This window comes from Mycobacterium sp. EPa45 (assembly GCF_001021385.1).
In the GTDB taxonomy this organism is placed as follows: Bacteria; Actinomycetota; Actinomycetes; order Mycobacteriales; family Mycobacteriaceae; genus Mycobacterium.
Window position 1 is genome coordinate 423,810 of record NZ_CP011773.1, and the last position, 25,063, is coordinate 448,872.

At 66.9% G+C, this 25,063-nt stretch carries 13 protein-coding genes; 5 read left to right on the plus strand and 8 right to left on the minus strand.

Translation table 11 applies throughout. The features are described 5' to 3' along the window. Positions 1-78 precede the first annotated feature (78 nt). The gene (locus AB431_RS02005; RefSeq protein ID WP_047332984.1) at positions 79-11,082 is read right to left on the minus strand and encodes a type I polyketide synthase; all 11,004 of its coding nucleotides are present in this window, start codon (positions 11,080-11,082) and stop codon (positions 79-81) included. Between the two features lie 351 nt (positions 11,083-11,433). Here AB431_RS02005 and AB431_RS02010 point away from each other — a divergent pair, with 351 nt between their 5' ends. The 3 genes from AB431_RS02010 to pe all read left to right on the plus strand — a co-directional run bounded on the left by AB431_RS02010 (position 11,434) and on the right by pe (position 17,000). After that, positions 11,434-12,843: a condensation domain-containing protein gene (locus AB431_RS02010; protein WP_047328535.1), complete on the plus strand. Its 1,410-nt coding sequence runs from the start codon at positions 11,434-11,436 to the stop codon at positions 12,841-12,843. A 63-nt stretch (positions 12,844-12,906) separates the two neighbouring features. Next, positions 12,907-15,885: an RND family transporter gene (locus AB431_RS02015; protein ID WP_047328536.1), complete on the plus strand. Its 2,979-nt coding sequence runs from the start codon at positions 12,907-12,909 to the stop codon at positions 15,883-15,885. Next, positions 15,882-17,000 carry an acyltransferase PE gene (gene pe, locus AB431_RS02020; protein ID WP_047332985.1) on the plus strand — a complete coding sequence of 373 codons (1,119 nt, stop codon included), beginning with the start codon at positions 15,882-15,884 and terminating at the stop codon, positions 16,998-17,000. The genes AB431_RS02015 and pe overlap by 4 nt, the downstream gene beginning before the upstream one ends. Before the next feature lie 2 nt (positions 17,001-17,002). On the opposite strand, the gene AB431_RS02025 is transcribed toward pe, so the two are convergent. Together AB431_RS02025 and AB431_RS02030 are read right to left on the minus strand one after the other, a co-directional pair. Continuing rightward, positions 17,003-17,641 carry a GAP family protein gene (locus AB431_RS02025; RefSeq protein WP_047328537.1) on the minus strand — a complete coding sequence of 213 codons (639 nt, stop codon included), beginning with the start codon at positions 17,639-17,641 and terminating at the stop codon, positions 17,003-17,005. 11 nt (positions 17,642-17,652) lie between these two features. Beyond that, positions 17,653-19,365, minus strand: coding sequence for an AMP-binding protein (locus AB431_RS02030; protein ID WP_047328538.1), 1,713 nt, complete (start codon positions 19,363-19,365; stop codon positions 17,653-17,655). 117 nt (positions 19,366-19,482) lie between these two features. Here AB431_RS02030 and AB431_RS02035 point away from each other — a divergent pair, with 117 nt between their 5' ends. Continuing rightward, positions 19,483-19,965: a flavin reductase family protein gene (locus tag AB431_RS02035; RefSeq protein WP_047328539.1), complete on the plus strand. Its 483-nt coding sequence runs from the start codon at positions 19,483-19,485 to the stop codon at positions 19,963-19,965. Positions 19,966-19,990: 25 nt separating this feature from the next. On the opposite strand, the gene AB431_RS30955 is transcribed toward AB431_RS02035, so the two are convergent. From AB431_RS30955 to AB431_RS02055, 5 genes are all read right to left on the minus strand, one after another. Further along, on the minus strand, positions 19,991-20,146 hold the full coding sequence (locus AB431_RS30955; protein WP_144418164.1) for a hypothetical protein: 156 nt from the start codon (positions 20,144-20,146) through the stop codon (positions 19,991-19,993). Positions 20,147-20,229: 83 nt separating this feature from the next. Beyond that, the gene (locus tag AB431_RS02040) at positions 20,230-20,982 is read right to left on the minus strand and encodes a succinate dehydrogenase/fumarate reductase iron-sulfur subunit (protein WP_047328540.1); all 753 of its coding nucleotides are present in this window, start codon (positions 20,980-20,982) and stop codon (positions 20,230-20,232) included. 2 nt (positions 20,983-20,984) lie between these two features. Further along, entirely contained in the window at positions 20,985-22,901 is a 1,917-nt protein-coding gene (locus AB431_RS02045; protein WP_047328541.1) for a fumarate reductase/succinate dehydrogenase flavoprotein subunit, read from the minus strand. A 37-nt stretch (positions 22,902-22,938) separates the two neighbouring features. Then, positions 22,939-23,775, minus strand: coding sequence for a hypothetical protein (locus tag AB431_RS02050; RefSeq protein ID WP_047328542.1), 837 nt, complete (start codon positions 23,773-23,775; stop codon positions 22,939-22,941). Positions 23,776-23,843: 68 nt separating this feature from the next. Next, positions 23,844-24,140, minus strand: a complete 297-nt coding sequence (locus AB431_RS02055; RefSeq protein WP_047328543.1) for a hypothetical protein — start codon at positions 24,138-24,140, stop codon at positions 23,844-23,846. A gap of 156 nt (positions 24,141-24,296) precedes the next feature. Here AB431_RS02055 and AB431_RS02060 point away from each other — a divergent pair, with 156 nt between their 5' ends. Beyond that, positions 24,297-25,058, plus strand: coding sequence for an isocitrate lyase/phosphoenolpyruvate mutase family protein (locus AB431_RS02060; RefSeq protein ID WP_047328544.1), 762 nt, complete (start codon positions 24,297-24,299; stop codon positions 25,056-25,058). The last annotated feature ends 5 nt before the right edge of the window (positions 25,059-25,063 follow it).

Below are 25,063 nucleotides of genomic sequence, written 5' to 3' on the forward strand. Positions count from 1 at the left end.
ACCGACGAACAGCCGGCGGGCCCGGGGAGCGCCGATAGCGGTGCGATTTTCATCACACCGCTACGCCGGTACCGCGATTCAGTCCTCGGAGCCGGGTGGCGCAGGTGCCTCGGAGTCGGCAGCGGGCTCGGCAGTTGCCTCGGACTCGGCAGGTGCCTCGGCATCGGGCAGCTGCGAGACCAGGTGCTCGGCGAGCTCCCCGATCGTCGGATGGTCGAACACCGCTGTCGGGGAGATGTCGAACTTGCCGCCGAACTGGCCGAACAACCGGTTCCGCAGTTCGACGGCCATCAGCGAGTCCGTGCCGAGATCGAGGAATCGGCTGGACGCGGCGGGCGGTTGCGCGAGCCGCAGGAAGCCCTGCACCTCTTTCTGCAGGAACTCGGTGATGAAGCCGGCTCGTGCCGCGACCGGGAGTTCCTGCAACTGCCGCAGCAGTTCGCTGTCACCGACCACCGCGCCGTCGCCGGTGGGCAGCACCTGATCAAGCAGTGGCGGACGAATGCCGCCGAGCACCTTCGCCGTCCGCTGCCAGTTCGCCTTGAGCACCGTGGCCTGCGCCGCGCCGTGCCGAATAGCCTCGCCGAGCGCGGCCAGCGCCGCCGACGGCTCCAGCGGCATCATGCCCTGGGCGCTGAGGTTGGCGACGGCGGCCTGCGAACTGGCCATACCGCCGTGACCCCACGGACCGAAGTTCACCGCGGTCGCGGGCAGCCCCTGAGCCCGGCGCTGCGCGACGAGGCCGTCGAGCAGCGCGTTGGCGGTCGCGTAGTTGGCCTGCGCGGGTGAGCCCAGCACAGCCGACGCCGACGAGTACAGGATGAAGAACTCGAGGTCATCGTGCTTGGTCAACCGGTGTAGATGGTGTGCACCATAGGCTTTGGGCCCCAACGTGGTCCGGAACCGGTCGAGATCCTGCTGCGGAAGCAGCGCATCGTCGAGCACACCGGCCAGATGGGCGACGCCCGCAAGCGGCGGGAGCTCGTCCCGGATCTTGTCCAACAACTCGACGACCTCGGACTCCACTGCGACATCGGCCGTGAAGACGTGGATGCGGCAATGGAACCGCTCGGCGATGGCGTCGATGGTCTGCTGGACCTCTGCATCCGGAGCGCGACGGCTGGTGAGCACGATGTCGCCGGCGCCGAGCTGAGCCAGATACGACGCCGTGTGCAGGCCGAGGGCGCCCAGACCACCGGTGACCAGATAGCTCCGGTCACCGCGCGGCTGAAGCGGTTTGGGCATCTGCACCACGATCTTGCCGACGTGGCGCGCCTGCTGCATCCGCCGGAACGCGGTCCTGGCCTCGGTCAGCGGGTAGACCTCGGCAGGCACCGGCGTCCACTCACCGCTGGCCAGCCCGTCGGACACCTCGACCATCAACCGCTGGATGTGGTCCGGATCGGTCATCATCGTGACGTCCAGCGCGACGATCTCATAGTTGATGTCGGGACGCAGTTCCGCCATCTGCTCGGCCGTCCAGATATCGCGCTTGGCGATCTCAGCGAACCGACCGTTCTTGGCGGTGGCCCGCACCGTCGCCTCGACGAAGCCCTCGCTGGTCAGCGAGTTGAGTACGACGTCGACACCTTCGCCGCCGGTATCCGCGAGTATTTGATCGGCGAATTCCGTTGTGCGCGAGTCGTAGACGTACTCGACACCCATCGCTCGAAGCGTGGCGCGCTTGTACTTGCTCGCGGTGGCGAACACGGTCGCGCCATGGGCGCGGGCCATCTGCACCGCCGCCAGGCCCACCCCACCGCTGGCGGCATGGATCAGCACCTTGTCACCCGGATTGAGCTTCGCCCAGTCGAACGCGAGCCGGACCGTCAGCGCCGCAGCGGGAATCGTCGCGGCGTCCACCGCGCTGATCCCGTCCGGCACCGTCGCCAGCAGCGGCTCGGGCACGTTCAGCCGGCTGGCGAAGGCGCCCTGCATCGAGCCGAAGACCCGCTGACCGACCTCGAATCGGGTGACCTCGGAGCCGATTTCGGTGACCACACCACACAGATCGCCACCGATCGGGCCGGGATCACCGGGATACAGGCCGAGCACATTGAGCACGTCGCGGAAGTTGAGCCCGGCTGCCTCGATCCGGACCTGCACCTCGTTGGACTTCGGCGGGGTCACCTCGACCTCGCTCAGGCGCAGGTTGTCGATCGCGCCGCGCTCGGTGGGCGCCAGGGCGTAGTCGTCGCTGCGCGGCATCGGCAGCTGGCCGTTGCGCGCCCAGTGCAACAGCCGCGATACCAGGAAACGTCCTTGCCGCACAGCCATTTCCGGCTCGACGACCGACGTGCCCAGCGCACCGGCCAGCCAGCTGAGCGACTCGTCGGAACCGTCCCCGTCGATCAGGCGAACCCGCAGGCTCGGCTGCTCGGCGATCAGTGTGCGGCCCAGTCCCCACAGCGCGGCCTGGACCGGATCGACCGGCTCCCCGGGCTCGGTGGCGACCGCACGTTCGGTGACGATCCACAGCCCGTCGGCCAGCGTGTGGTTCCCCTCGGCCAGCGCGGTCTGCGCGGCGCCGAGGAAGGTGGCGATCTGCGCTTCCAGGCGAGCGGCCAGCTCGGCCGTCGACCCGTCACTGTCCACTTGTCCGGCACTGCGCCACACGATTCCGGTGACCGGCGCACCACGCTCGGCAGCCTCGGCGAACACCCGCTGCCAGGACTGCTGATCGGCGGCCTCATCGACCGTCACCGTCCCGGGCACCTCGGCCGCCAGTGCGTCGAAGCCGGCGATCAGCCAGGAGCCACTTGCGGCCTTCTCAGCATCGTCGGCAACCGGGCCCGCGATCTCCTGCCAGCCCAGGCTGTAGAGCAGCCGGGTGGAGTCGCCACCGAGCCCACGCATCAAAGCCTCGCGGGGCGCACGTTTGACCGTGAACTCAGCGATTCCACCGAGGACGCGGCCCTCGCGGTCCAGGAAATCGAGATCGAAGACCTGAGTTTCGTTGTTGATGGTGTTCTCGTGCCAGCGAGCACGGCAGTAGAAACGGCGCGGCATCTTCTCGGTCACCGTGACCTGTCCGTACCGCAACGGCAGGAACAGGTCGGTCATTCCCTGCTCGGCCGCCAGCGTCGCCGGGAAGGCCGGGAAGGCGACGCCGGTGCACAGGTCCAGCAGCACCGGGTGGATCGGCTCGCTGCCGAGGTGCTCGCCGAGTTCCTCGCCGATCGCGATGTCGCCGATGGCCTCGCCCTTGCCGACCCACAGCGACTTCAGCGAGGTGGACCACGTTGGGCCCCAGGCCAATTCCATGTCGTGGAAGATGTCGAACAGTTCCTGCGGCCGGGTGCGATTCATCTGCTCGATAGCCTCGTCCGGGGCCACCACCTCGGTCGGTTCGGCGTCGGGATCGACACCGGACAACAGGGTGCCGTCGGAATTCAACGACCACTCAGCCTCGCGAACCCCGTACGGGCGGCTGTGCACCTGGAATTTCCAGCCGTCGTCGACTGGATGTAGGGTCAGCTGCACCTCCCGAGAGGCCTTGTCCGGCAGAATGATCGGCTCGTAGAAGAAGACTTCCTTGACCCGCGCCGGTGCTCCCGCCGCGGCCATGGCCATCGCCGCGTACGTCGCGCCCGGCACGACCACGGTGCCGTAGATGACGTGATGCGCCAGCCACGGCTGGGTCTTGACCGACAGCACGTTGGTGTAGACGGTGTCGCCTGAAGCCAGATCCTTGGCACTGCCCAGAATGCCCGACGCCGCGGTGCCATCCGGCCGGATGCCGGAGGTCTTTGGCCAGTAGCGGCGGCGCTGGAACGGATACGTCGGCAACTCGAGCCGCTGGCCCGAGGTGTGGAATCGCGCCGCGAAGTCCGGCCGGTGACCGCAGATGTACGTCGTGGCAAGCGCTTCGGTCATCTGGCGCGCAGCGTTGGCGCCCTTGCGCAACGACACGATCGCCCGCGGCGTGGCCGACGACTCGGGCCAGACCTGCAGTGCGGCGGCAGTCAGGATCGGCTGCGGACCGATTTCCATCAGCACCGAGCACCCCAGAGCCGCCACGGTGCGCACACTCTCGGTGAACTGCACCGGCTGGCGGGAATGCCGCCGCCAGTATTGGGCATTGATCGGTGTCTCGGCGGTGAGCACCGCGCCGGTCCGGTTGCAGACCAGCGGGCGGGTCGGTACCGCGTACTCGAATTGAGTTGCGAACGACTCGAATTCGTCGAGTACAGGATCCAACAGCTCGGAGTGGAAGGCGTGACTCGTCTCCAGCCACGTGCACCGTGCGCCGTCCTCGCTGCACGCCGCGACGATCTGCTCCAGATCCTCGCCGGGTCCCGACAGGACGGTGTTGCGGCCGTTGTAGGCACCGATCGAGACCCGCGGGAAGCTCGCCGCGGCGCGCTCCACGTAATCGGGGTCGGCGAACACCGCCACCATCCGGCCGCCCTCGGGCAGGCTGCCGAACAGCCTGCCGCGCTCGGCAATCAACCGGATGCCGTCCTCGAGGCTGAAGACGCCGGCCACACACGCAGCGGCGTACTGGCCCACGCTGTGGCCCAGTACCACGTCCGGCTCGATGCCCCACGACTGCCACAACCGGGCCAGGCCCATCTCGACGGCGAAGATCGCCGGTTGCGCAAACGAGGTGTGGCGCAATGTTTCCGCGTTCTCGCGGTCACCGGAGAACAGCACGTCGAGTAGCGGACGCGGCAGCATCGGATCGACGGCCTGCGCGCAGCGGCGCAGGGTGTCGGCGAAGACCGGCTCGGTCTCGAACAGCTCCTTGGCCATACCCGGGTACTGGCTGCCCTGACCCGGGAAGAACCACGCAGTCGTCGGCGGGTCGGTGCACTCGCCGCGGAGTACGCCCGGCCGCAGCCGGTTCGCCACCAGATCGTCGAGCAGCATCTTCGCCTCGGACACCGAGTTCGCGACCACAGCGGCCCGGTGCTCGAAGTGCGATCGTCCCGACCCCGCGGTGAAGCTCACATCGGAGATCGAGGCGTCGGGATGCGCCTCCAGCCAGTCGGAGTAGCGCTGTGCCAGCGCGAGCAGACCCGGTGCGGAGCGTGCCGACAGGGGCAGCACGCTCAGCGGCTCGCGCACCGGCTCGGGTGTGGTGACCTCGATCGGCTCGTCGACCGGATCGTCACTGAATGCGGGCTGGGGTGCCTCTTCGATCAGAACGTGGGCATTGGTACCGGTGAAGCCGAACGAACTGACCCCGGCGCGCCGCGGTCGGCCGTCGGCCACCCACGGAGTGGCCTCGTCGACCACCCGCACGGGCAGTGAGGCCCACGGGATGTGCGGCGACGGGTTGTGGAAGTGCAGGTTCTGCGGCAGCAGTTCGTGCTGCAGCGACAGCACGACCTTGATCAGACCGGCCACACCCGCGGCGGACTCCAGATGTCCGATATTGGTCTTGGCCGTTCCCATCAGCAGCGGCCGGGCCGGGTCGCGGCCGGCGCCGTAGACGGCCGCGGCGGCCTGCACCTCGATCGGATCACCCAGCGGGGTGCCGGTGCCGTGGGCTTCGAGATAGTCGACGTCGCCGCCACCGAGACCGGCGCGCGTCAGCGCCGCCGAGATGAGCCGTTGCTGCGCACCACCATTGGGCACCGTCAGGCCGCTGGACGCACCGTCCTGGTTGACCGCGCTGCTGCGGATGACCGCGGCGATCCGGTCGCCGTCGCGTTGCGCGTCCGACAGCCGCTTGAGCACCAGCACGCCACAGCCCTCGCCGCGCACGTAGCCGTCGGCTGAGGCGTCGAAGGTCTTGCATCGGCCGTCGGGCGCCAGCATCCGGGCCCGCGACGCCGCGACGATCGACGCCGGGCTCAGCAGGACGTTCACCCCGCCGGCCAGCGCCATGTCGCAGTCACCCGAGTGCAGCGCCTGGCTGGCCTGATGCACGGCCACCAGCGACGAACTGCACGCGGTGTCCACCGCCATCGCCGGGCCTTCCAGGCCGAGGGTGAACGACACCCGGCCGGCAATCGCATTGAGCGCGTTGCCGGTGATGAAATGGGCTTCGAGATTTTCGACCGACTCGCCGGACAGCAGGTGCGAGTACTCGTTGGCCCCGACGCCGACGAAGACACCGGTGCGGCTGCCGCGCAAAGCGGACGGCGCGTACCCAGCCTTTTCCAAGCCCTCCCACGCGATCTCCAGCATCAGCCGCTGCTGCGGGTCGATCCACACCGCCTCACGCGGGGAGATGCCGAAGAACTCCGGATCGAAGCCGTCCACGCTCTCCAGGTAGCCACCGCTGCGGGTGTAGATCTTGCCCGGTGTCTGCTGATCGGGGTCGTAGTACTGGTCGACGTCGAAGCGGTCCTCGGGGATCTCGCTGATCGCGTCCACGGCGCCGGACAGCACGTTCCAGTACGCGTCGGAGTCGGGCGCCCCGGGGAACCGGCAGGCCACCGCGATGATCGCGATCGGTTCGTCGGTCGCCGAGCCCGCCAGCGACGTCGGCGCGGCCGCAAGCTGTGCGCCCGCCTTCTCGTTGAGGTTCAGCACGTCGCCGAGCAAGTAGTCCGCAACGTCGGTCAGCCGGGGGAAGTCCATGGCCAGGGTGGCCGGAAGTTCCTTGCCCACAGCTTGTTCCAGGCGGCGCCGCAGCTCGACGGCCATCAGGGAGTCCATCCCGAGGTCGAAGAATCCTGCCTCTTCGCGGACCTCCGACGCGTCGACCCGGGTCACCTCCGCGACGGTGTTGCGCAGGTACTCTAGGACGAGTTTCTTGCGCTGCTGCACCGGTGCCGCGGTGAGCTGTTCGACCAGTCGGGTGGTGCCCGATGCTCCGGTCGCCGCGGGCACCGATTCGGGAACCTCGCGGGCGACCTCGGCCAGCAGCGATCGGCGGCCGGCCTGCAGGTAGATCGGCAGGAAACGGGCCCAGTCGATCCGCGCCACCACGGCTTCGGCCGGCCCCTGGGAACCGGCGGCGGCCATGACGTCGGCCATGCCGGCCAGCGCGTCGGTGGGCGACAGGGTCTTGATTCCGCGCCGGTCCAGCTGGGCGCGGGCCTCCTGGTCGGCCATACCCGCCGACCAGGGGCCGAAGTTCACGCTGATGGCGGGGACGCCGCGTTCCCGCAGCCGCCAGGTCAGCCCGTCGAGGAAGGCGTTGGCCGCGCTGTAGGCGCTCTGTCCGTAGCTGCCCCACACCGACGAGATCGACGAGGTGGACAGGAAGAAGTCCAGCTTCAGATCGGCGCTGGCTTCGCTGAGATACCAAGCACCCCAAACCTTTCCGGAGAACACGCGGTCGACTTCGGTGCTGTCGAGAGAGCTCAGCGGGGTGGTGCTGTTCTCGCCCGCGGCGTGCACGATGCCGGCCAGCGGCGGGAGCTCGGCCTGCACGGTGGCCAGCAGGCGGGCCACGTCGTGCGGATCGGCGACGTCGGCCGCGATCACCCGGACCGTGCAGCCGTGCTGTTCGCCGAGTGCGTCGATCCGGCGCTGCGCGGCCTCGCCGGGCGTGCGCCGGCCGGTCAGCACCAGTTGGCGTGCGCCGTGCTCGGCCAGATACCCGGCGATCTCCAGTCCAAGGGAGCCGAGTCCGCCGGTAACCAGATACGTTGCTTCCGAACGCAATTCCAGCGGCGTCGCGTTGGGCTGGCCGGTCCGCCGGACCAGCCGCGGGACGTGAACGGCGTTGTCCCGCAGTGCGATCTGGTCTTCACCGGGGGATGCCGAGACGACCTGTTTGATCAGCCGCGACCAATCGTCGGCACCGGTGCCGGACAGGTCGGCGAGGCCACCCCACACCTGCGGGTATTCCAGCGCGGCGACGCGGCAGTATCCCCACAGGCTGCTCTGCTCCGGCGACACCGTGTCTGTATCGGTAACCCGTTGCGCGCCTTGGGTGAGCACCCATATCGGTGTGCGCAGTTCCGCGGCGGCGGCGGCCCGGAACAGGCGTTGGGTGCCGCCCAGCACGCGATGCTGCATCCGCAGCAGTGACCGCATCGACGATGCACCGTCGGAGTCCAGCGCCGCGACGTGCAGGATGCGTAGCGCCGGCTCGTCCTGCACGGCGGCGGTCAGTTCGGCGACCAGGCGTTCCTCGTCGGCGTCGGACACGGGCAAACCGAGAACCCGGTGCCGGTGGCCGTTGGTGGTCAGCGCGTCGACCAGGGGTCGCATGACGCCGGCGTCATCGCCGATCAGCAGCCAGGCCGCACCCTCGCCAACCTCCGACGAGGTACTCAGCGCCTTCTGCCAGCGGACCTCGTAGCGGATGTCGGCGATCGACTGTGCGCTCCGCTGCCGATTGTGTTGAGCGGCAAGCTTGCTCAGTACCTCGGCGGTCGTCGTGCTGCCGTCCGCGCCGAGCAGTGCGGCGAGTTCCTCGATCCGCCCGTCCTCGAGCAGCTGGACGGCCTCGGTGCGCGCGGCATCGTTCGCGGCCGGCTGGGAATGCTTGCTCTGATACCAGTACTGGCGATGCTGGAACGGGTAGGTCGGCAGATCGAGCTTGCGGGCGGGCTCGCGCACCAGCGCGGCGAAGTCCGGCACATGCCCGGCGACGTACGCACCCGCCAGGGCTTCGGTCAGCTGGCGGTGGTCGGCGCCGTTGCGCCGCAGCGAGGCAACCGCCTTGGGCGCGGTCGCCGGGTCGGGCCAGGCCCGCAGGGCCGCGGCGGTGAGCACCGGCTGCGGGCCGACCTCGAGGAGCAGCGCGCAGCCGAGTTCGGCCAGTGTTGCCACTCCCTTGGCGAACTGAACCGGCTGACGGGCGTGGCGGCGCCAGTACTGGCCGTCGAGCTTGGCGTTGCGGCCCAGGGTGGCCCCGGTCCGGTTGCATACCAGAATCCGTTGCGGCGCCGAGAATTCGAAGCTGTTGGCATAGGATTCGAAGGCGTCCAGAGCCGGGTCGAGCAGTGACGAGTGGAACGCGTGGCTGGTGTCCAGCCAGTCGCAGCGGGCACCGTCGTCCGACAACTGGGCGATCGCGCGCTCCAGGTCGGCGGCCGGCCCTGACAGCACCGTGTTGGCGCCGTTGTAGGCGGCCACCGACAGGCTCGGGAATTCGTCGGTCAGGCTCTCCACCCGGTCCGGGTCGGCGAAGACCGCGCACATCCGTCCGCCCGCGGGCAGGTCGCCGAACAGGCGACCACGCTCGGCCAGCAGCCGGGCGCCGTCCTCGAGGCTGAACACCCCCGCGACACACGCCGCCGAGTACTGCCCGACGCTGTGACCTAGCACGACGTCGGGCTCGAAGCCCCACGACTGCCAGAGCTTGGCCAAACCCATCTCCACCGCGAAGATCGCGGGCTGGGCATGCCGGGTCTGCTTCAGTGTCTCCGCGCCGTCTGCGTCGCTCAGGCCAGTTCCAAATACGATGTCCAGCAACGGCTTGTCGAGCACATCACCGACGGCTTCGGCGCAGCGCGTCATGGTCTCTGCGAACACGGGTTCGGTGTCGAACAGTTCGCGGGCCATACCGGCGTACTGACTGCCCTGCCCGGGGAACAGCCATGCGGTCTTCGGCGCGTCGACGCAGTCACCGCGCACCAGACCGGGCGCGGGCAGATCGTCGGCCAGCGCGCCGAGCAGTTCGCGAGCGGACTCAACGGAATTGACCACCAGTGCGGCCCGGTGCTCGAAGTGGGCGCGGCCGGCGCCGGCGGTGAGGCACACGTCGGCGAGGGTGGCATCGGGGTGCTCACCCAGCCAGCTGCGGTAGTGCTCAGCGGCCTGCACCAGGGCGGCCGGTGTACGTGCGGACAGCGGAAGCACGGCGAAGCGGCGGTCGTCCGACTGTCCGTCGGCGGCGACCGGAGTGGCAACCGGCGCCTCTTCGAGAATGACGTGCGCGTTGGTGCCGGAGAACCCGAACGAGCTGACGCCGGCGATGCGGGGCCGCTCGGAGCGCTCCCACGTGCGGGCTTTGTCGACGACCTGCACCGGGATCCGATCCCAGGGGATGTGCGGGGACGGGTTCTTGAAGTTCAGGTGCGGGGGCAGCTCGGAGTGCTCGAGCGACAGGACGACCTTGAGGACGCCGGCCACACCCGCGGCTGCCTCCAGGTGGCCGATGTTGGTCTTCGCCGATCCGATCAGCAGCGGCTGATCCGCATCGCGGCCCATGCCGAGGGCGGCGGCCGCGGCCTGAACCTCGATGGGGTCGCCCAGCGAGGTCCCGGTCCCGTGCGCCTCCAGGTAATTGATGTCGGTGGGCGCCAGACCGGCGCGTTCCAGGGCCTCGGCGATCACGCGCTGCTGTGCGACACCATTGGGCACCGTCAGCCCGCCCGAGGCGCCGTCGGAGTTGACCGCGCTGCCGCGGATCACGGCTCGGATGTGGTCACCGTCGCGGATCGCGTCTTCCAGACGCTTGATGGCGATGACGCCGCAACCTTCGCCACGCACGTAGCCGTCGGCCGAGGCGTCGAAGGTCTTGCACCGGCCGTCGGGAGCCAACATCCGCGAGTGCGAGAACGTGATCATGGTGGCCGGGCTGAGAATGACGTTCACGCCGCCGGCCAGGGCAAGGTCGCATTCGTCGAGCAGCAGCGCCTGGCACGCTTGGTGAATGGCCACCAGCGACGAGCTGCACGCCGTGTCGACGGTGACCGCGGGGCCCTGCAGTCCCAGCCGGTAGCTGATCCGGCCCGCGGCGGCGGCGCTGGACGTACCGACCGCCAGGTAGGCCTCGATCTCGGGGTAGGTCAGTGCATCGGACGCCATGCCCAGGAAGTCATGGGTTGCCAGACCGACGAACACACCGGTCCGGGTGTTCGCCAAAGACGTTGGCGCAGTACCGGAATGCTCTACAGCGCGCCACGAGGTCTCGAGCAGCAGGCGATGCTGCGGGTCCATCAGATTGGCTTCGCGCGCCGATACCCCGAAGAAAGGTGCGTCGAACCCGGTCGCGTCGTCGACGAACCCCGCCCGCCGGGTGACCATCTTGCCTGCGGCGTCCGGGTCGGAATCGAAGAACTCTTCGACGTCCCACCGGTCGGCAGGAACCTCCGAAATCGCGTCCCGACCGTTGTGCAGGACGTCCCAGTATTGATCCGCGTTCGCCGCTCCGGGCAGACGCGCCGCGTAACCGATGATCGCGAAACGAGGCGTCTGCTGCGTCGGACGTTCGGTAGGTGCCATCAGGTTGTGTTCTCCGCATCGGGCCGGTGAAATGTCGCTGTGCTCGGGAGACCACGTCAGGGCCAGGAACAACTTCCGATCGGCCTCGGCTTGGTCATCCCCCGACTGCGACGGCCGGCTCATCTCCCGACGGTCAGTATTGCATGTACGTTGCTGAACCAACGGGTTTCGATTCGTTCCCCGTGGGTACGTGGCCAGGCCTAACACAGGTATTTAGGGCCTTTAGTCACTACTTTTGACCTGGGGTTTTACGGGTCGACGGCCAAGTGCCACAGAGACAGGGGCTATCTTGGTCTGGCCACCTGCGGCCGGTCTCGTGGCCGTAGCCGCTCAGATCCGGGGAGGGGAATCTTGCACATCGGGAAGATCACGATCGGCACCATCGATGATTGGTCGCCGAGCCCCGGTGTGGTGATCTCCTGGCACCCGACGAAAGCCGCAATGGAGAAGGCGCGGCAGGCGCCGGTGAGTTCGGTGCCGGTCAGCTACATGCAGGGTCAGCATATTCGCGGTGTCTACGAGCAGGACGCGGCCGGACTCGATTACTCACGGCAGATCATCGCCACCTGTGAGGTTCCAGGCAAGTGCGATATCGACGCCATGAACCACGCGCTCAACGCGTATCTGCGCCGCCACGACACCTACCGCAGTTGGTTCGAATACTCCGGTTCCGGCGACATCGTCCGGCGCACCATCGCTGATGCCGCCGATATCGAATTCGAGCCGATCGACAACGGCGTCATGGCCGCCGAGGACGCTCGTAAACACATTGTCGACATCCCCACTCCGATGGAATGGGGCTGCTTTTCGTTCGGCGTCGTGCAGGGTGAAGATCACTTCGATTTTTATGCCAGCATCGACCATGTCCACGGCGACGCGGCCCTGATCGGGATCACCATGCTCGAAGCTCACGGCATGTACACGTCGCTGACGATGACGGGCCAGCCCATGGCCCTGCCCGAGGCGGGCAGCTTCGACGACTTCTGCATCCACGAGCGTGAATCCACGGCGGATCTGACCGTGGACTCCCCGGAGGTCCGAGCCTGGATCGAGTTTGCCGAGAACAACAACGGCACCATGCCTGAGTTCCCGCTGCCGCTGGGTAACGCGCTCGAACCGACGGTCGCCGACATGGTCGGCGAGATGATTCTCGATGCCGATCAGACCACGCGATTCGAATCGGCGTGTACGGCAGCCGGTGTTCGCTTCGTGGGTGGTCTGTACGCCTGCACCGCGATGGTGGAACATGAATTGACGGGTGCGACAACCTATTACGGGCTCACGCCCCGGGACACCCGCAGGACCTCGGACAACTTCACCACCCAGGGCTGGTTCACCGGTCTGGTGCCGATCACCGTGCCGATCGCCGCGACGACCTTCGCCGAAGCCGCGTGGGCGGCGCAGACGTCGTTCGATTCGGGACTGAGCCTGGCGCGCGTGCCGTATTACCGGGTGCTGGAACTGGCCCCGTGGTTGGACAAGCCGCGCCCGAACTTCCCGGTCTCGAACTTCCTGCACGGCGGCGCCGCGCCGCTCAACGCCGTGCTCGCCGCCGCTGACATGGGCTATTCGAACAACATCGGGATTTACTCCGACGGACGGTTCAGCTACCAGCTGACGATCTATGTTTTCCGGTACGAGGCCGGTACCGCGATGGCGGTGATGTTCCCGGACAACCCGACCGCTCAGAAGTCGGTCGCCCGCTACATCGATGCGATGAAGGCGGTGTGCGAACGGATCGCCGACAGCGGGCAATGGTGACGTGTTATTCGACTGCAGTGAAAGAGCGCGGGGCCTGACGGTCTCACGCGGTGTGAGGAAATTGTGCGACGGCTGACCGATTTTGTGGTGCGGTGGCCCTGGGCTGTTATCGGCGTCTGGGTTGCCCTGGCGGTCGCGTTGCCGCTGACGTTCCCGAGCCTGAACGAGATGGCTCAGAAACATCCGTTGTCGATGCTGCCGGGCGACGCCCCATCCAGCGTGGCGGCGCGGCAGATGACCGAGGCGTTCTCCGAGCCGGGCGGCGACGACCTGTTGCTGGTGGTGCTGACCGACGAGCGTGGTTTGAGCCCCGCTCACGAAGCGACCTACCGCAAGCTGGTCACCGCACTGCGCGACGACCAGCACGACGTCGTGATGCTGCAGGACTTCGTCGAAACACCCGCTCTGCGTTCGTTTTTGACGAGTAAAGACAACAAGTCCTGGGTGGTGCCGGTCGGGCTCGCGGGCGCACTGGGGACCCCGCAGTCCTACGACGCCTACAAGCGGGTGTCCAACATCGTCAAACAGACGACCGCGGGCAGTCCGCTGGACGTGCACCTGACCGGACCGGCGGCCACCGTCGCCGACCTCACCGTTGCCGGCCAACGCGACCGGCTGCCGATCGAGATCGCGATCGGCGTCCTCGTGCTGCTCGTGCTGTTGATCGTGTACCGCAACCCGATCACCATGTTGCTGCCGTTGGTGGGCATCGGAATTTCGCTGGTGATAGCGCAATCGGTGGTCGCGGGCTTGTCCCACACCACCGGTCTGGGGGTGTCCAATCAGGCCATCATCCTGCTGAGCGCGATCATCGCCGGTGCGGGAACCGATTACGCCGTCTTCCTGATCAGCCGCTACCACGACTACATGCGACGGGGCGAAGACTCCGACGGGGCGGTGCGGCAGGCGCTGACCTCGGTGGGCAAGGTGATCACCGCATCCGCTGCGACCATCGGAATCACGTTCCTGGGCATCAGCTTCGCCAAGATGGGGGTGTTCTCCACCGTCGGCGTCTCATCCGCTGTCGGGGTCGGGGTGTCGTTCCTCGCCGCGATCACACTGTTGCCGGCGATCATCGTCCTCACCGGCCCGCGCGGCTGGATCTCGCCGCGGCGCGAGCTGACCGCGCTGTGGTGGCGACGGTCCGGGATCCGCATCGTGCGCAGGCCGCGCCTGCACCTCGTCGCCAGCGTGCTGATCCTGATCCTGCTGGCCAGCTGTGTCGGGTTGGCGCGGTACAACTACGACGACCGCAAGGCGGTCTCACCGTCCGACCCGAGCTCGGTGGGATACACCGCGCTGGAACGGCACTTCAACCTCAACCAGTCCATCCCCTCCTACGTCCTGGTCCGATCACCGCGCGATCTGCGCAACCCGCGGGCGCTGGCCGACCTCGAGCAGATGGCCGAGCGCATCACCCAAGTGCCGAACATCGCGATGGTCAGCGGTATCACCCGGCCGCTGGGTGAGGTGCCGCAGGAGTTCCGCGCCACCTATCAGGCGGGTCTGGTCGGTGATCGGCTGGGCACCGGTTCGGCGATGATCGCCGAAAACATGGGGAGCCTGGACCGCCTGGCCGGCGGCGCCAACACGCTGGCGAACAATCTCGGCGACGTGCGCGGTCAGGTCGGTCAGATCACCTCCAGCGTCCAGAGCGTGGTCGACGCGTTCGGCTCCATCAAGGGCCAGTACGGCGGCGACAAACTGGTCAAGAACGTCGAAGTCGCGGCCAAGCTCGTCAACGCGGTCAACCGGCTCGGCAATTCGATGGGGGTGAGCTTCACCGCCGCCAGGGACATGTTCGCCTGGGTCGGCCCGGTGCTGGTCGCGCTGCACGGCAATGCGGTCTGCGACCTGGATCCGTCCTGCGCCGAGACCCGCGGCCACTTCCAGGCGTTGGCCGATGCGCGCAACGATGGCACGCTCGACGAAATCAATTCTCTGGCAACACAATTGCAGTCGATGCAGGACAAGCAGTCGCTCAACACGACGCTCAACCAGCTCAATGACGCGTTCAGCAGGCTGACGAAGCTGATGAAACAGATGGGCTTCGATTCGCCCGGCGGCGCACAGGCGGGCACGGCCAAGCTCCGGCAGGGTGCCGACCGCGCCGCCAGCGGCAGCCGGGACGTGGCCAACGGCGTCGACCTCGTCGTCGACCAGATCAAGCTGATGCGGACCGGACTCGACCAGGCCGCCTCGTTCCTGCTGTCGATGAAGCAGAACGCGGCGTCGCCGGCGATGGCCGGGTTCAACATTCCGCCCGAGGTTCTCGAGCTGCCCGACTTCAAGATGGCGTCGAAGATGTTCATCTCGCCCGACGGGCATTCGGTGCGGTATCTGGTGCTGACCAAACTCGACCCGTTCAGCGCGGCGGCGATGGATCAGGTCAATGCCATCAGTGACGCCGCCCGCAGCGCGCAGCCGAACACCTATCTGGCGGACGCCACGATCTCGATGGGCGGCTATCCCGCTGCGCTGCGCGACACCCGCGACTACTACCAGCAGGACATCCGCTTCATCATCGCGATCACGATGATCGTGGTGCTGCTGACACTGATGTTGTTGCTGCGGGCGATCATCGCTCCGCTGTATCTGGTTGGTTCCGTGGTGCTTTCGTACTTCGCGGCCCTTGGCATCGGCGTCCTGGTCTTCCAGTATCTGTTCCACCAACAGCTGCACTGGACCGTGCCGCCACTGGCGTTCGTGGTTCTGGTCGCCGTCGGAGCCGACTACAACCTGTTGTTCGCCTCACGACTGCGTGACGAGTCCGGGGACAGCACGCGTTACGGCGTCATCCGGACGTTGTCGTCGACGGGCGGTGTGATCACCGCGGCGGGCCTGATTTTCGCGGCGTCGATGTGGGGTCTGTTGTTCTCCAGCATCGGTACCGTGGTCCAGGGCGGGTTCGTCATCGGTGCCGGGATCCTGCTGGACACATTCCTGGTGCGGACTGTGACCGTGCCCGCCATGGCTACGCTGGTCGGAAACGCGAACTGGTGGCCGTCGAGATCGAGTTCGCAGGGGAGCGTCAAGGCATGAAGAAGCTACTCGCTGCAGCGACCACGGTGATCACGGTGTGTGCGACCGGCGGGATCGCCGGCGCCGATCAACCGTCACCCGGCGGTTCGCAGGGCGACGGTCCCACGCCGATCGGCACCGCGGGTCGGGGATACGCCCTCGGCGGTGCCCACGTCCTGGGCATTCCCTACGACGAATACATCCGCCGCACGGGTGCCGAGTGGTTCCCCGGTCTGGATCGGCAGATCGTCGACTACCCCGCCGGGCAGGTCCAGGGTCACACGCTGGAGCGCTTGTTCCCCGGTGTCGGCAAGCTCGAAGCCGACTTCCCCGGCCTCGGCATCGACGGCCCGAGTGTCGGCGAATCGGTCGACGAGGGTGAGGGCAACGTCATCCGGGCCGTCCAGGCGGGCGGGCCGGGTACTGCGATCGGGTTGTCCGAGGGCGCGATGGTGCTCAACGCCGTACAGAACCGGCTGGCCACTGATCCGAACGCGCCGCCACCGGATCAGTTGTCCTTCGCCACCTACGGCGATCCGATCGCTCCGCACGCCTTCGGGTCGGGCTTCCTGGCCCAGAATTTCCCGGTCGGCAGTGTCGTCCCGGCGCTGGACTACCAGATGCCGCCGCAGATCGACAGCCAGTACGACTCTTACCGGTTCGTCTCCGCCTATGACAGCATCGCCGACTGGCCGGACCGGCAGGACAACTGGATGGCGCTGGCCAACGCGGTCGTGGGACTGGCCACCGGTCACACCGCCGTTGCGTTCACCAATCCGAGTATGGTGCCGCCGCAGAACATCAGGACGACCGTCAACTCCAGAGGCGCGAAGACGACGACGTACATGATCCCCGAGCAGCACCTGCCGCTGGTGTTGCCGTTCAGGTACGCGGGAGTGGACGAAGGCACCCTCAACAAGCTGGACGCGGTGCTCAAACCGATGGTGGATTCCGGATATTCGCGTAACGATGATCCGCTGACCGCGCCGATCGAGGTCGACCCCGTCAACGGGTATGACCCGGCCGCCGTCACCGCGCCGGCTACCCAGGCCGCTTTCGGTGGTGGCACCGATCCGCTGTCGCAGCTGCTCGCCGGCGCGCAGTACGTGCTGAACCACGGCCCGAGCGCACACTGAGCTCAGATGCCGACAAGGCCCGCTGCGAGCAGGACGGCGCCGACGATTGCCAGCAGCACAGCGACCTCGCGGCGGCGCCGTGCGCGAACCCAGTTATTGAGTGAGGTCATCGCGGCATGGGTGCGCTGCGGGGCGACCAGGTAGGCCAGCAGCGGAATCTCCACCAACGCGAACGCCACCACGTTGAACGCGATCAAGGCTGCGAACCGGGCAGCGAAATCAACTGTGCCCGAGGCGATCACAGCCAACGCCGCAAGATAGTCCAGCGACGGTAGCGCGATGCCAAGACCGGCAACGCCGGCGACCCACAACGACGGGCCGTCGAGTAACCGGCTCAACCACGGCGGCACGGTTCGGTCGCGGCGGCCCTTGGTCACCGCGACAATGGCCGCGGCCGCCAGGGCCAGAGAACCGATCACGAGCTGAACCCTCGGCAGGGTGAAATGCGCGGAGGCCGGTATGTGCGACTCCAGCGCGAACAGCACCACCGCGCCGACCGACAGTCCCATCACGAAGCCGCCGCTCAGGAACGCGGCCAGCTGCAGATGCGGGCGTGGGCGACTCAGCATCACCACCGACATCCCGATGCGAAATGGTTCCAGGCTGACGGCGGCAGCCATCACCAGCAGGGTGAACCACATCGGCTGATCAGCTACGCGTCCAGCCGCACGAACTGTCCTTGCCAGTACTGCTCGACGCACGCGGCCCGGCGGATCTTGCCGCTGGTGGTGGTCGGAATCGACCCGGGCTCCACCAGGACGATGTCGGCCACCTGCAGGCCGTGGGAACGTGAAATAGCAGCGATCACATCGCTTTTCACCGATTCGAGGTCGGCATCGTCGCGCCTTTTGAGTTCGACGACGGTGACCAGTTTTTCGGTCTCCTCATCGGACACCGCGATCGCCGCGACCCGGCCACCGGTGATCTTCTGCACCGTCGCCTCGATGTCGTCGGAGTAGTGGTTGCGGCCGCGGACGATCAGCATGTCCTTGATCCGCCCCACGATGAACAGGTCGCCCTCGGAGACGAAGCCCTGATCGCCCGTGCGCAGCCAACCGGTCGTGGGGACGTCCACCGCCGGACCGGCCAGTGTGGCGCCGAACGCGGAACCGGTCTGCTCGGGTTTGCGCCAGTATCCTGCCGAGACATTCTCGCCATGCGTCCAGATCTCGCCGACAGTGCCGTCCGGGCATGTCTCGCAGGTCTCGGCGTCGACGATCCGCACCAGCGGCGACACCGGCAGTTGGTACCGCAACAACTGGGTGCCGCCGGGTTTACGAATGGCGTTGCCCAACGTCAGTTCGCCGGCGTCGAACTCGACCACTTCCGGCACCTCGTTCGCGGTGCTGCTGGCGACGTAGACCGTGGCCTCGGCCAGGCCGTAGGAGGGCGCCATCACCTCGGGGCGAAGACCAAAGGGGGCCAGGCGTTCGTTGAATCTGGCCACGGTCTCGGGGTGGATGCGTTCGGCTCCGTTGATGATGCCGATGACGCCGCTGAGATCGAGGCCCTCCAGTTCGTCGTTGGTGCTACGCCGCGCAGTGAGGTCGAAGGCGAAGTTCGGTGCGCCCGACCAGGCCTTGGGGTGGCGGGCCAGCGCCTGCAGCCACCGCGCCGGCCGCGACAGGAAGGCGATCGGGCTCATCAGGTCGGCCGGGTGCCCGCTGAAGATCGGCGCACCGATCCCGAGCATCAGTCCCATGTCGTGGTAGAACGGCAGCCAGGAGACGAGGCTGGTACCCGGGGGGAACTCGCCGCCGAAGTGCGGCACGTAGTCGGCCATCAGCTGGGCGAAGTTGGCACACATATTGCGGTGCGAGATCATCACGCCGGCGGGCAGCCGAGTCGATCCCGACGTGTACTGCAGATAGGCGATGTCGGGGCCGTCGGGCACCTCGGCGCTATCGGCCCCGGGCGGCGCATCGAGATCGAGGGTGTCCACGGCGATCGTGGCGATCACGGCGGCGCCGTCGTCGACGTACTGCGCGGCCACCTCGAACACCGCGGAGGTGGTCAACACGACAGTCGGCGACGTATCCGTCACGACCGCGCTGACCCGCTCGTCGTGCGACCCGGGCACGGGAACCGAGAGCGGGACCGCGATGAAGCCGGCCTGCATGGCCCCCAGGAACGCGACGATGTAGGCCAGGCCCTGCGGCGCGATGATCAGGGCCCGGTCGCCGGGGACGCCCTGCTGGCTGATCTCCTGCGCGACGTTGAGGGTGCGGCGGTACAGCTGAGACCAGGTCAAGGTCTCGGCGACGCCGTTCCAGTCCCGGTCGTAGTCGGTGAACGTGAAGGCCACGTCGTTCGGCGTCGCCTCGGCGCGTTCGCGCAGCACGGACAGGATGGAGACGTTCGGCACTTCCCAAGGCTACTCAACGAACATTTGAGCTGTACCCCGCCCTAGACGTCTCAATTGACCTCTGGCCGGGACTTATTCTGGCCGCATCGGGTGGCTACGTGTGAAAATGGACCCGTTATGAGCAACGCAGAGCTGAGCCCCGCTTCGCTGCGTGAGGCGTTCGGTCATTTCCCGTCCGGTGTCATCGCGATCGCCGCGGAAGTCGACGGTGTCCGCGTCGGCCTGGCGGCCAGCACCTTCGTGCCGGTGTCGCTGGACCCGCCGCTGGTCTCGTTCTGCGTGCAGAACAACTCCGAGACGTGGCCGAAGCTGAAGGACCTGCCGTCCCTGGGCATCAGCCTGCTCGGTGAGTCGCACGACGTGGCCGCCCGCACCCTGGCGGCCAAGACCGGCGATCGGTTCGCCGGACTGGAGACACATTCGCACTCCAGCGGTGCGGTGTTCGTACACGGCACCAGCGTGTGGTTGCAGAGCTCGATCGATCAGCTGGTGCCTGCGGGCGACCACACCATCGTCGTCATGCGCGTTCACGAAATCACGGTGCACGATGTGCCACCGATTGTCTTCCACCGCAGCACATTTCGCAGACTGGGCGCCTAGCCCAGCCTGATCGGACAACCCGCCTTCAGGGTTTCTCGGCGAGTTCGTCGCGATAGGCGGCGACGCGCCGCTCGAGTTCGGCCGCGTCCTCGGGCCGACCCTCCTTGCGGGCCAGCTCGGCGCGGGCGGACAGCTCACGGATCGCGGTGCGAATGTCGTTGACGCTATGGACAGTCCCCATGTTTCGAGGCTACTCACATCCCGCGCATTGCAAAGGGCCGCAAGATTCGGAAACGATTCTTGCGGCCCTTTGGCTGAAGACGTCTACTTCTTGCGGAACAAGATGTTGCCCAACCACACCACCGGGTCGTACTTCTTGTCGGCCACGCGTTCCTTCATCGGGATCAGCGCGTTGTCGGTGATCTTGATGTGCTCGGGGCACACCTCGGTGCAGCACTTGGTGATGTTGCAGAAGCCCAGCCCGTTCTCCTCCTGGGCCATGTCGCGACGGTCGATGGTGTCCAGCGGATGCATCGACAGCTCGGCCTGCCGCATCAGGTAGCGCGGCCCGGCGAAGGACTTCTTGTTCTCCTCGTGGTCACGGTTGACGTGGCACACGTTCTGGCACAGGAAGCATTCGATGCACTTGCGGAACTCCTGGCTGCGGTTCACGTCCTCCTGCTGCATCCGGTAGTCGCCGGGCTGCAGGTCCTTCGGGGGAGTGAACGACGGGATCTCCCGTGCCTTCTCGTAGTTGAAGGAGACGTCGGTGACCAGGTCGCGCATCACGGGGAAGGTGCGCAGCGGGGTGATCGTCACGACCTCGTCCTCGCCGAACGTCGACATCCGCGTCATGCACATCAGCCGCGGCCGGCCGTTGATCTCGGCCGAACACGAACCGCACTTGCCGGCCTTGCAGTTCCACCGCACCGCAAGGTCGCCGGCTTGCGTGGCCTGCAGGCGGTGCACGATGTCGAGCACGACCTCGCCTTCGTTGACCTCGACCGTGTAGTCCTGCAGGTCACCGCCGTTTTCGTCGCCGCGCCAAACGCGCAGTTTCGCGTCGTAAGCAGCCATTGTCAGCCCTTCCGGTCCGGGTGCTCGGCCAGTTGATCGTCGGTGTAGTACTTCTCGAGCTCGGACAGCTCGAAGGTGGCCAGCAGATCGGGCCGCATCACCGGCTGCTGCTCGGGCGTCACATCGACATCGGGAACGACGGCGTCCGCGTCGCCGGGGGCAACCCGGCAGACCAGGAGCTTATTGCGCCAGCCGGCGTCCATCTTGGGGAAGTCGTCGCGGGTGTGCCCGCCCCGGCTCTCGGTCCGGGCCAGCGCGGCCTTGGCCACGCACTCGCTGACCAGGAGCATGTTGCGCAGGTCGATGGCCAGGTGCCAGCCCGGGTTGAAGATCCGGCCACCCTCGACGACGACGTTGGCGTAGCGCGTCTTGAGCTCGTTGATCTTGACCAGAGCCTCTTCGAGTTCGCCCTCCTTGCGGATGATGCCCGCGAGGTCGTTCATCGACTGCTGCAGCTCGGCGTGCAGCGTGTAGGGGTTCTCGGGGTTGGCCTTCGGCTCGAACGGCGACAGCGCCAGTGTGGTGGCCTCTTCGATCGCCGCATCCGACACCGCGGGACGCTGCGAGAGTGCCCGGACGTAGTCGGACGCTCCGAGTCCGGCACGCCGGCCGAACACCAGCAGGTCCGACAGCGAGTTGCCGCCGAGGCGGTTGGAGCCGTGCATACCGCCCGAACACTCGCCTGCGGCGAACAGCCCGGGAGTGGTGCCGGCACCGGTGTCGGGATCGACCTCGATACCGCCCATCACGTAGTGACAGGTCGGGCCGACTTCCATCATGTCCTTGGTGATGTCGACCTCGGCCAGCTCGATGAACTGGTGGTACATCGACGGCAGCCGGCGCTTGATCTCCTCGGCGGGCATGCGCGTGGCGATGTCGAGGTAGACGCCGCCGTGCGGGGTGCCGCGGCCGGCTTTGACTTCGTCGTTGATGGCGCGGGCCACCTCGTCGCGAGGCAGCAGGTCAGGGGTGCGGCGCGCGGAGTCGTTGTCCTTGAGCCACTGATCGGCTTCTTCTTCGGTTTCGGCGTACTGCCCCTTGAACACGTCGGGGATGTAGTCGAACATGAAGCGCTTGCCCTCGGAGTTCTTCAGAACCCCGCCGTCACCGCGAACACCCTCGGTGACCAGGATGCCCTTGACCGACAGCGGCCAGACCATGCCGGTCGGGTGGAACTGGATGAACTCCATGTTGATCAGGCCGGACCCCGCGCGCAGTGCGAGCGCATGCCCGTCGCCGGTGTACTCCCATGAGTTCGACGACACCTTGAACGACTTGCCGATCCCACCGGTGGCGAGCACCACGGCAGGCGTCTCGAACAGGATGAACTTGCCGGTCTCGCGCCAGTACCCGAAGGCGCCGGCGATCGCGTCACCGTCCTTGATCAGATCGGTGATCGCACACTCGTGGAAGACCCTGATGCGGGCCTCGTAGTCGCCGAGTTCCTTCTTGTCCTCCTGCTGCAGCGAGACGATCTTCTGCTGCAGGGTACGGATGATCTCCAGACCGGTGCGGTCACCGACGTGTGCCAGGCGCGGATAGGTGTGCCCACCGAAGTTGCGCTGGCTGATCTTGCCGTCTTTCGTGCGGTCGAACAGCGCGCCGTAGGTCTCCAGCTCCCACACCCGGTCGGGGGCTTCCTGCGCATGCAGTTCGGCCATCCGCCAGTTGTTGAGGAACTTGCCACCGCGCATGGTGTCACCGAAGTGCACCTGCCAGCTGTCCTTGGTGTTGACGTTGCGCATCGCTGCAGCGCAGCCGCCCTCCGCCATCACCGTGTGCGCCTTGCCGAACAGCGACTTGGTGACTACGGCGACCTTCAAACCCCGTTCCCGGGCTTCGATCACCGCTCGTAGGCCCGCGCCGCCGGCACCGATCACGACCACGTCGTAGGAATGCCGTTCGACTTCCACCGTCATTTGACCTCGCTCAAACTGTGGTTATTCAAAGTTTCTGTCAGCCAACGAATCTCAGGTCGGAGATGGTGCCACTGGCCACCAGCGCGACGTAGAAATCGGTGAGCATCAGGGTGCCGAGCGTGATCCAGGCGTACAGCTTGTGCCGGGTGTTCAGCTTGCTGACCTGAGTCCAGATCCAGTACCGCACCGGATGCTTGGAGAAGTGCTTCAGCCGGCCGCCGGTCACGTGCCGGCAGGAGTGGCAGGAGATCGTGTAGACCCACAGCATCACCACGTTGCCGACCAGGATGATGTTGCCCAGCCCGAATCCGAAGCCGCCGGGCCCGTTCTCGGAATGGAACGCCACGATCGCGTCGTAGGTGTTGATCAGCGAGATGATCCCGGCGATGTAGAAGAAGTACCGGTGGGTGTTCTGGATGATCAGCGGAAAACGGGTCTCGCCAGTGTATTTCGCGTGCGGCTCTGCCACGGCGCAGGCGGTCGGGGACTGCCACACCGTGCGGTAGTAGGCGCCGCGGTAGTAGTAGCAGGTCAGCCGGAACAGCAACAGGAACGGCAGCGACAGGAACGCATACGGCAGCAGCGACAGTGGTCCGGTCGCGGGCAGGATCTGCGGCCAGAAGTCACTTGCCTCGCCGCAGGCCTTGCTCAGGCATGGCGAGTAGAACGGCGTCAGGTAGTGGTACTGCGGGACGAAGAAGTGGTCCCGCTGGAACGCGCGCACCGTGGCATAGATGATGAACGCCGCGAAGCCGAGGTCCGTCCAGATCGGTGCCTTGAGCCAATTGTCGGTCCGCAGTGTGCGTTGCGGTATCTGGGCACGGCCGGGTGAGAAGACGCCGGTCTTACCGCGATTAGTCGCAGGTGCGCTCATCTACTGTGATCCCCTTCGCATGAACTCATCGGAGGGTACCTAGATCACGGCACCCGGCTAAATTCGGGTCAGTGACGGTGGTGGCCGCCCACACCCTCATCGTCGACGTCGCGCCAGAAGGCGGAGTCGTAAGGGGTGTCGGGAATTCCGATCTTCTCGCCGGACATCACCGCCGTTTGCTGGGTTAGGGCAAGCTCATTGGCATCGATATCAAGAAGTTCCACGTCATTGAGGATGCGCTCGGCGTCGTTGACGATTCGGCGCATTGCCGGGGTGTCGGCGTAGCGACTCTTCAACGAGGTCACGCAGCGCCGCAAACCGCCGATCAAATGGTGAAGTTCGGCCAATTCTGTGGTGGTGGACAACGGGACCTCCCCGGGCTGAAGGTGTTATGGATCACAGTACGACACCCGATGCTAGCCACATTTGGATCGCGACGTGAGACAGGTCACGTCGGAAATGACATTGCGGCAGTCGCGTTGCACAACCCAGGATCATCACAACCACAGAGAGGGGACCCCGTGTCCGAGAAGAGCGGTCTTGCCCGACATGCCGAAGCGCTGCTGGCCCTGCATCAGCCGGGGAACCCGGTGGTGCTGCCGACGGTTTGGGATGCCTGGTCGGCGAACCTGGCGGTCGAGGCCGGCTTCGCGGCGCTGACCGTCGGCAGCCACCCGCTGGCCGACTCCGTCGGCAAGCCCGACGGTGAGGGCATGACGTTCGACGATGTCGTCGCGCGCGTCAGCCAGATCACCGCTGCGGTGGATGTGCCGGTCTCGGTGGACATCGAGTCCGGCTACGGGCAACCGGCCGAGCGCCTCATCGAGGGGCTGCTGAGCGCCGGCGCGGTGGGCCTCAACATCGAGGACACCGTGCACAGTGAGGGCAAGCGGTTGCGCTCGTCCGAGGAGCACGCGGCGTTGGTCGGCGCACTGCGTGCGGCCGCCGACAGCGCAGGTGTGCACGTCGTCGTCAACGCCCGCACCGACCTGTTCCTGCGCAACGACGGTGACGACGCCGACCGGGTCGACCGGGCCATCGCCCGGCTCAGCGAGGCCGCGGCGGCCGGGGCCGACGTGCTCTACCCGGTGGGCCGCCACGAGCCGGACACGATGCGCCGCTTGACTTCTGAGCTGCCGTTGCCGGTCAACGCCATCGCGATTCCGGAGTCCGACGATCCCTCCTCGTTCGCCCCGCTGGGCGTGGGGCGCATCAGCTTCGGGCCGTTCTGGCAGCGCGCGCTGACCGTGCGGGCCAACGAGATCTTGGACCGGTGGCGCTGACCGGC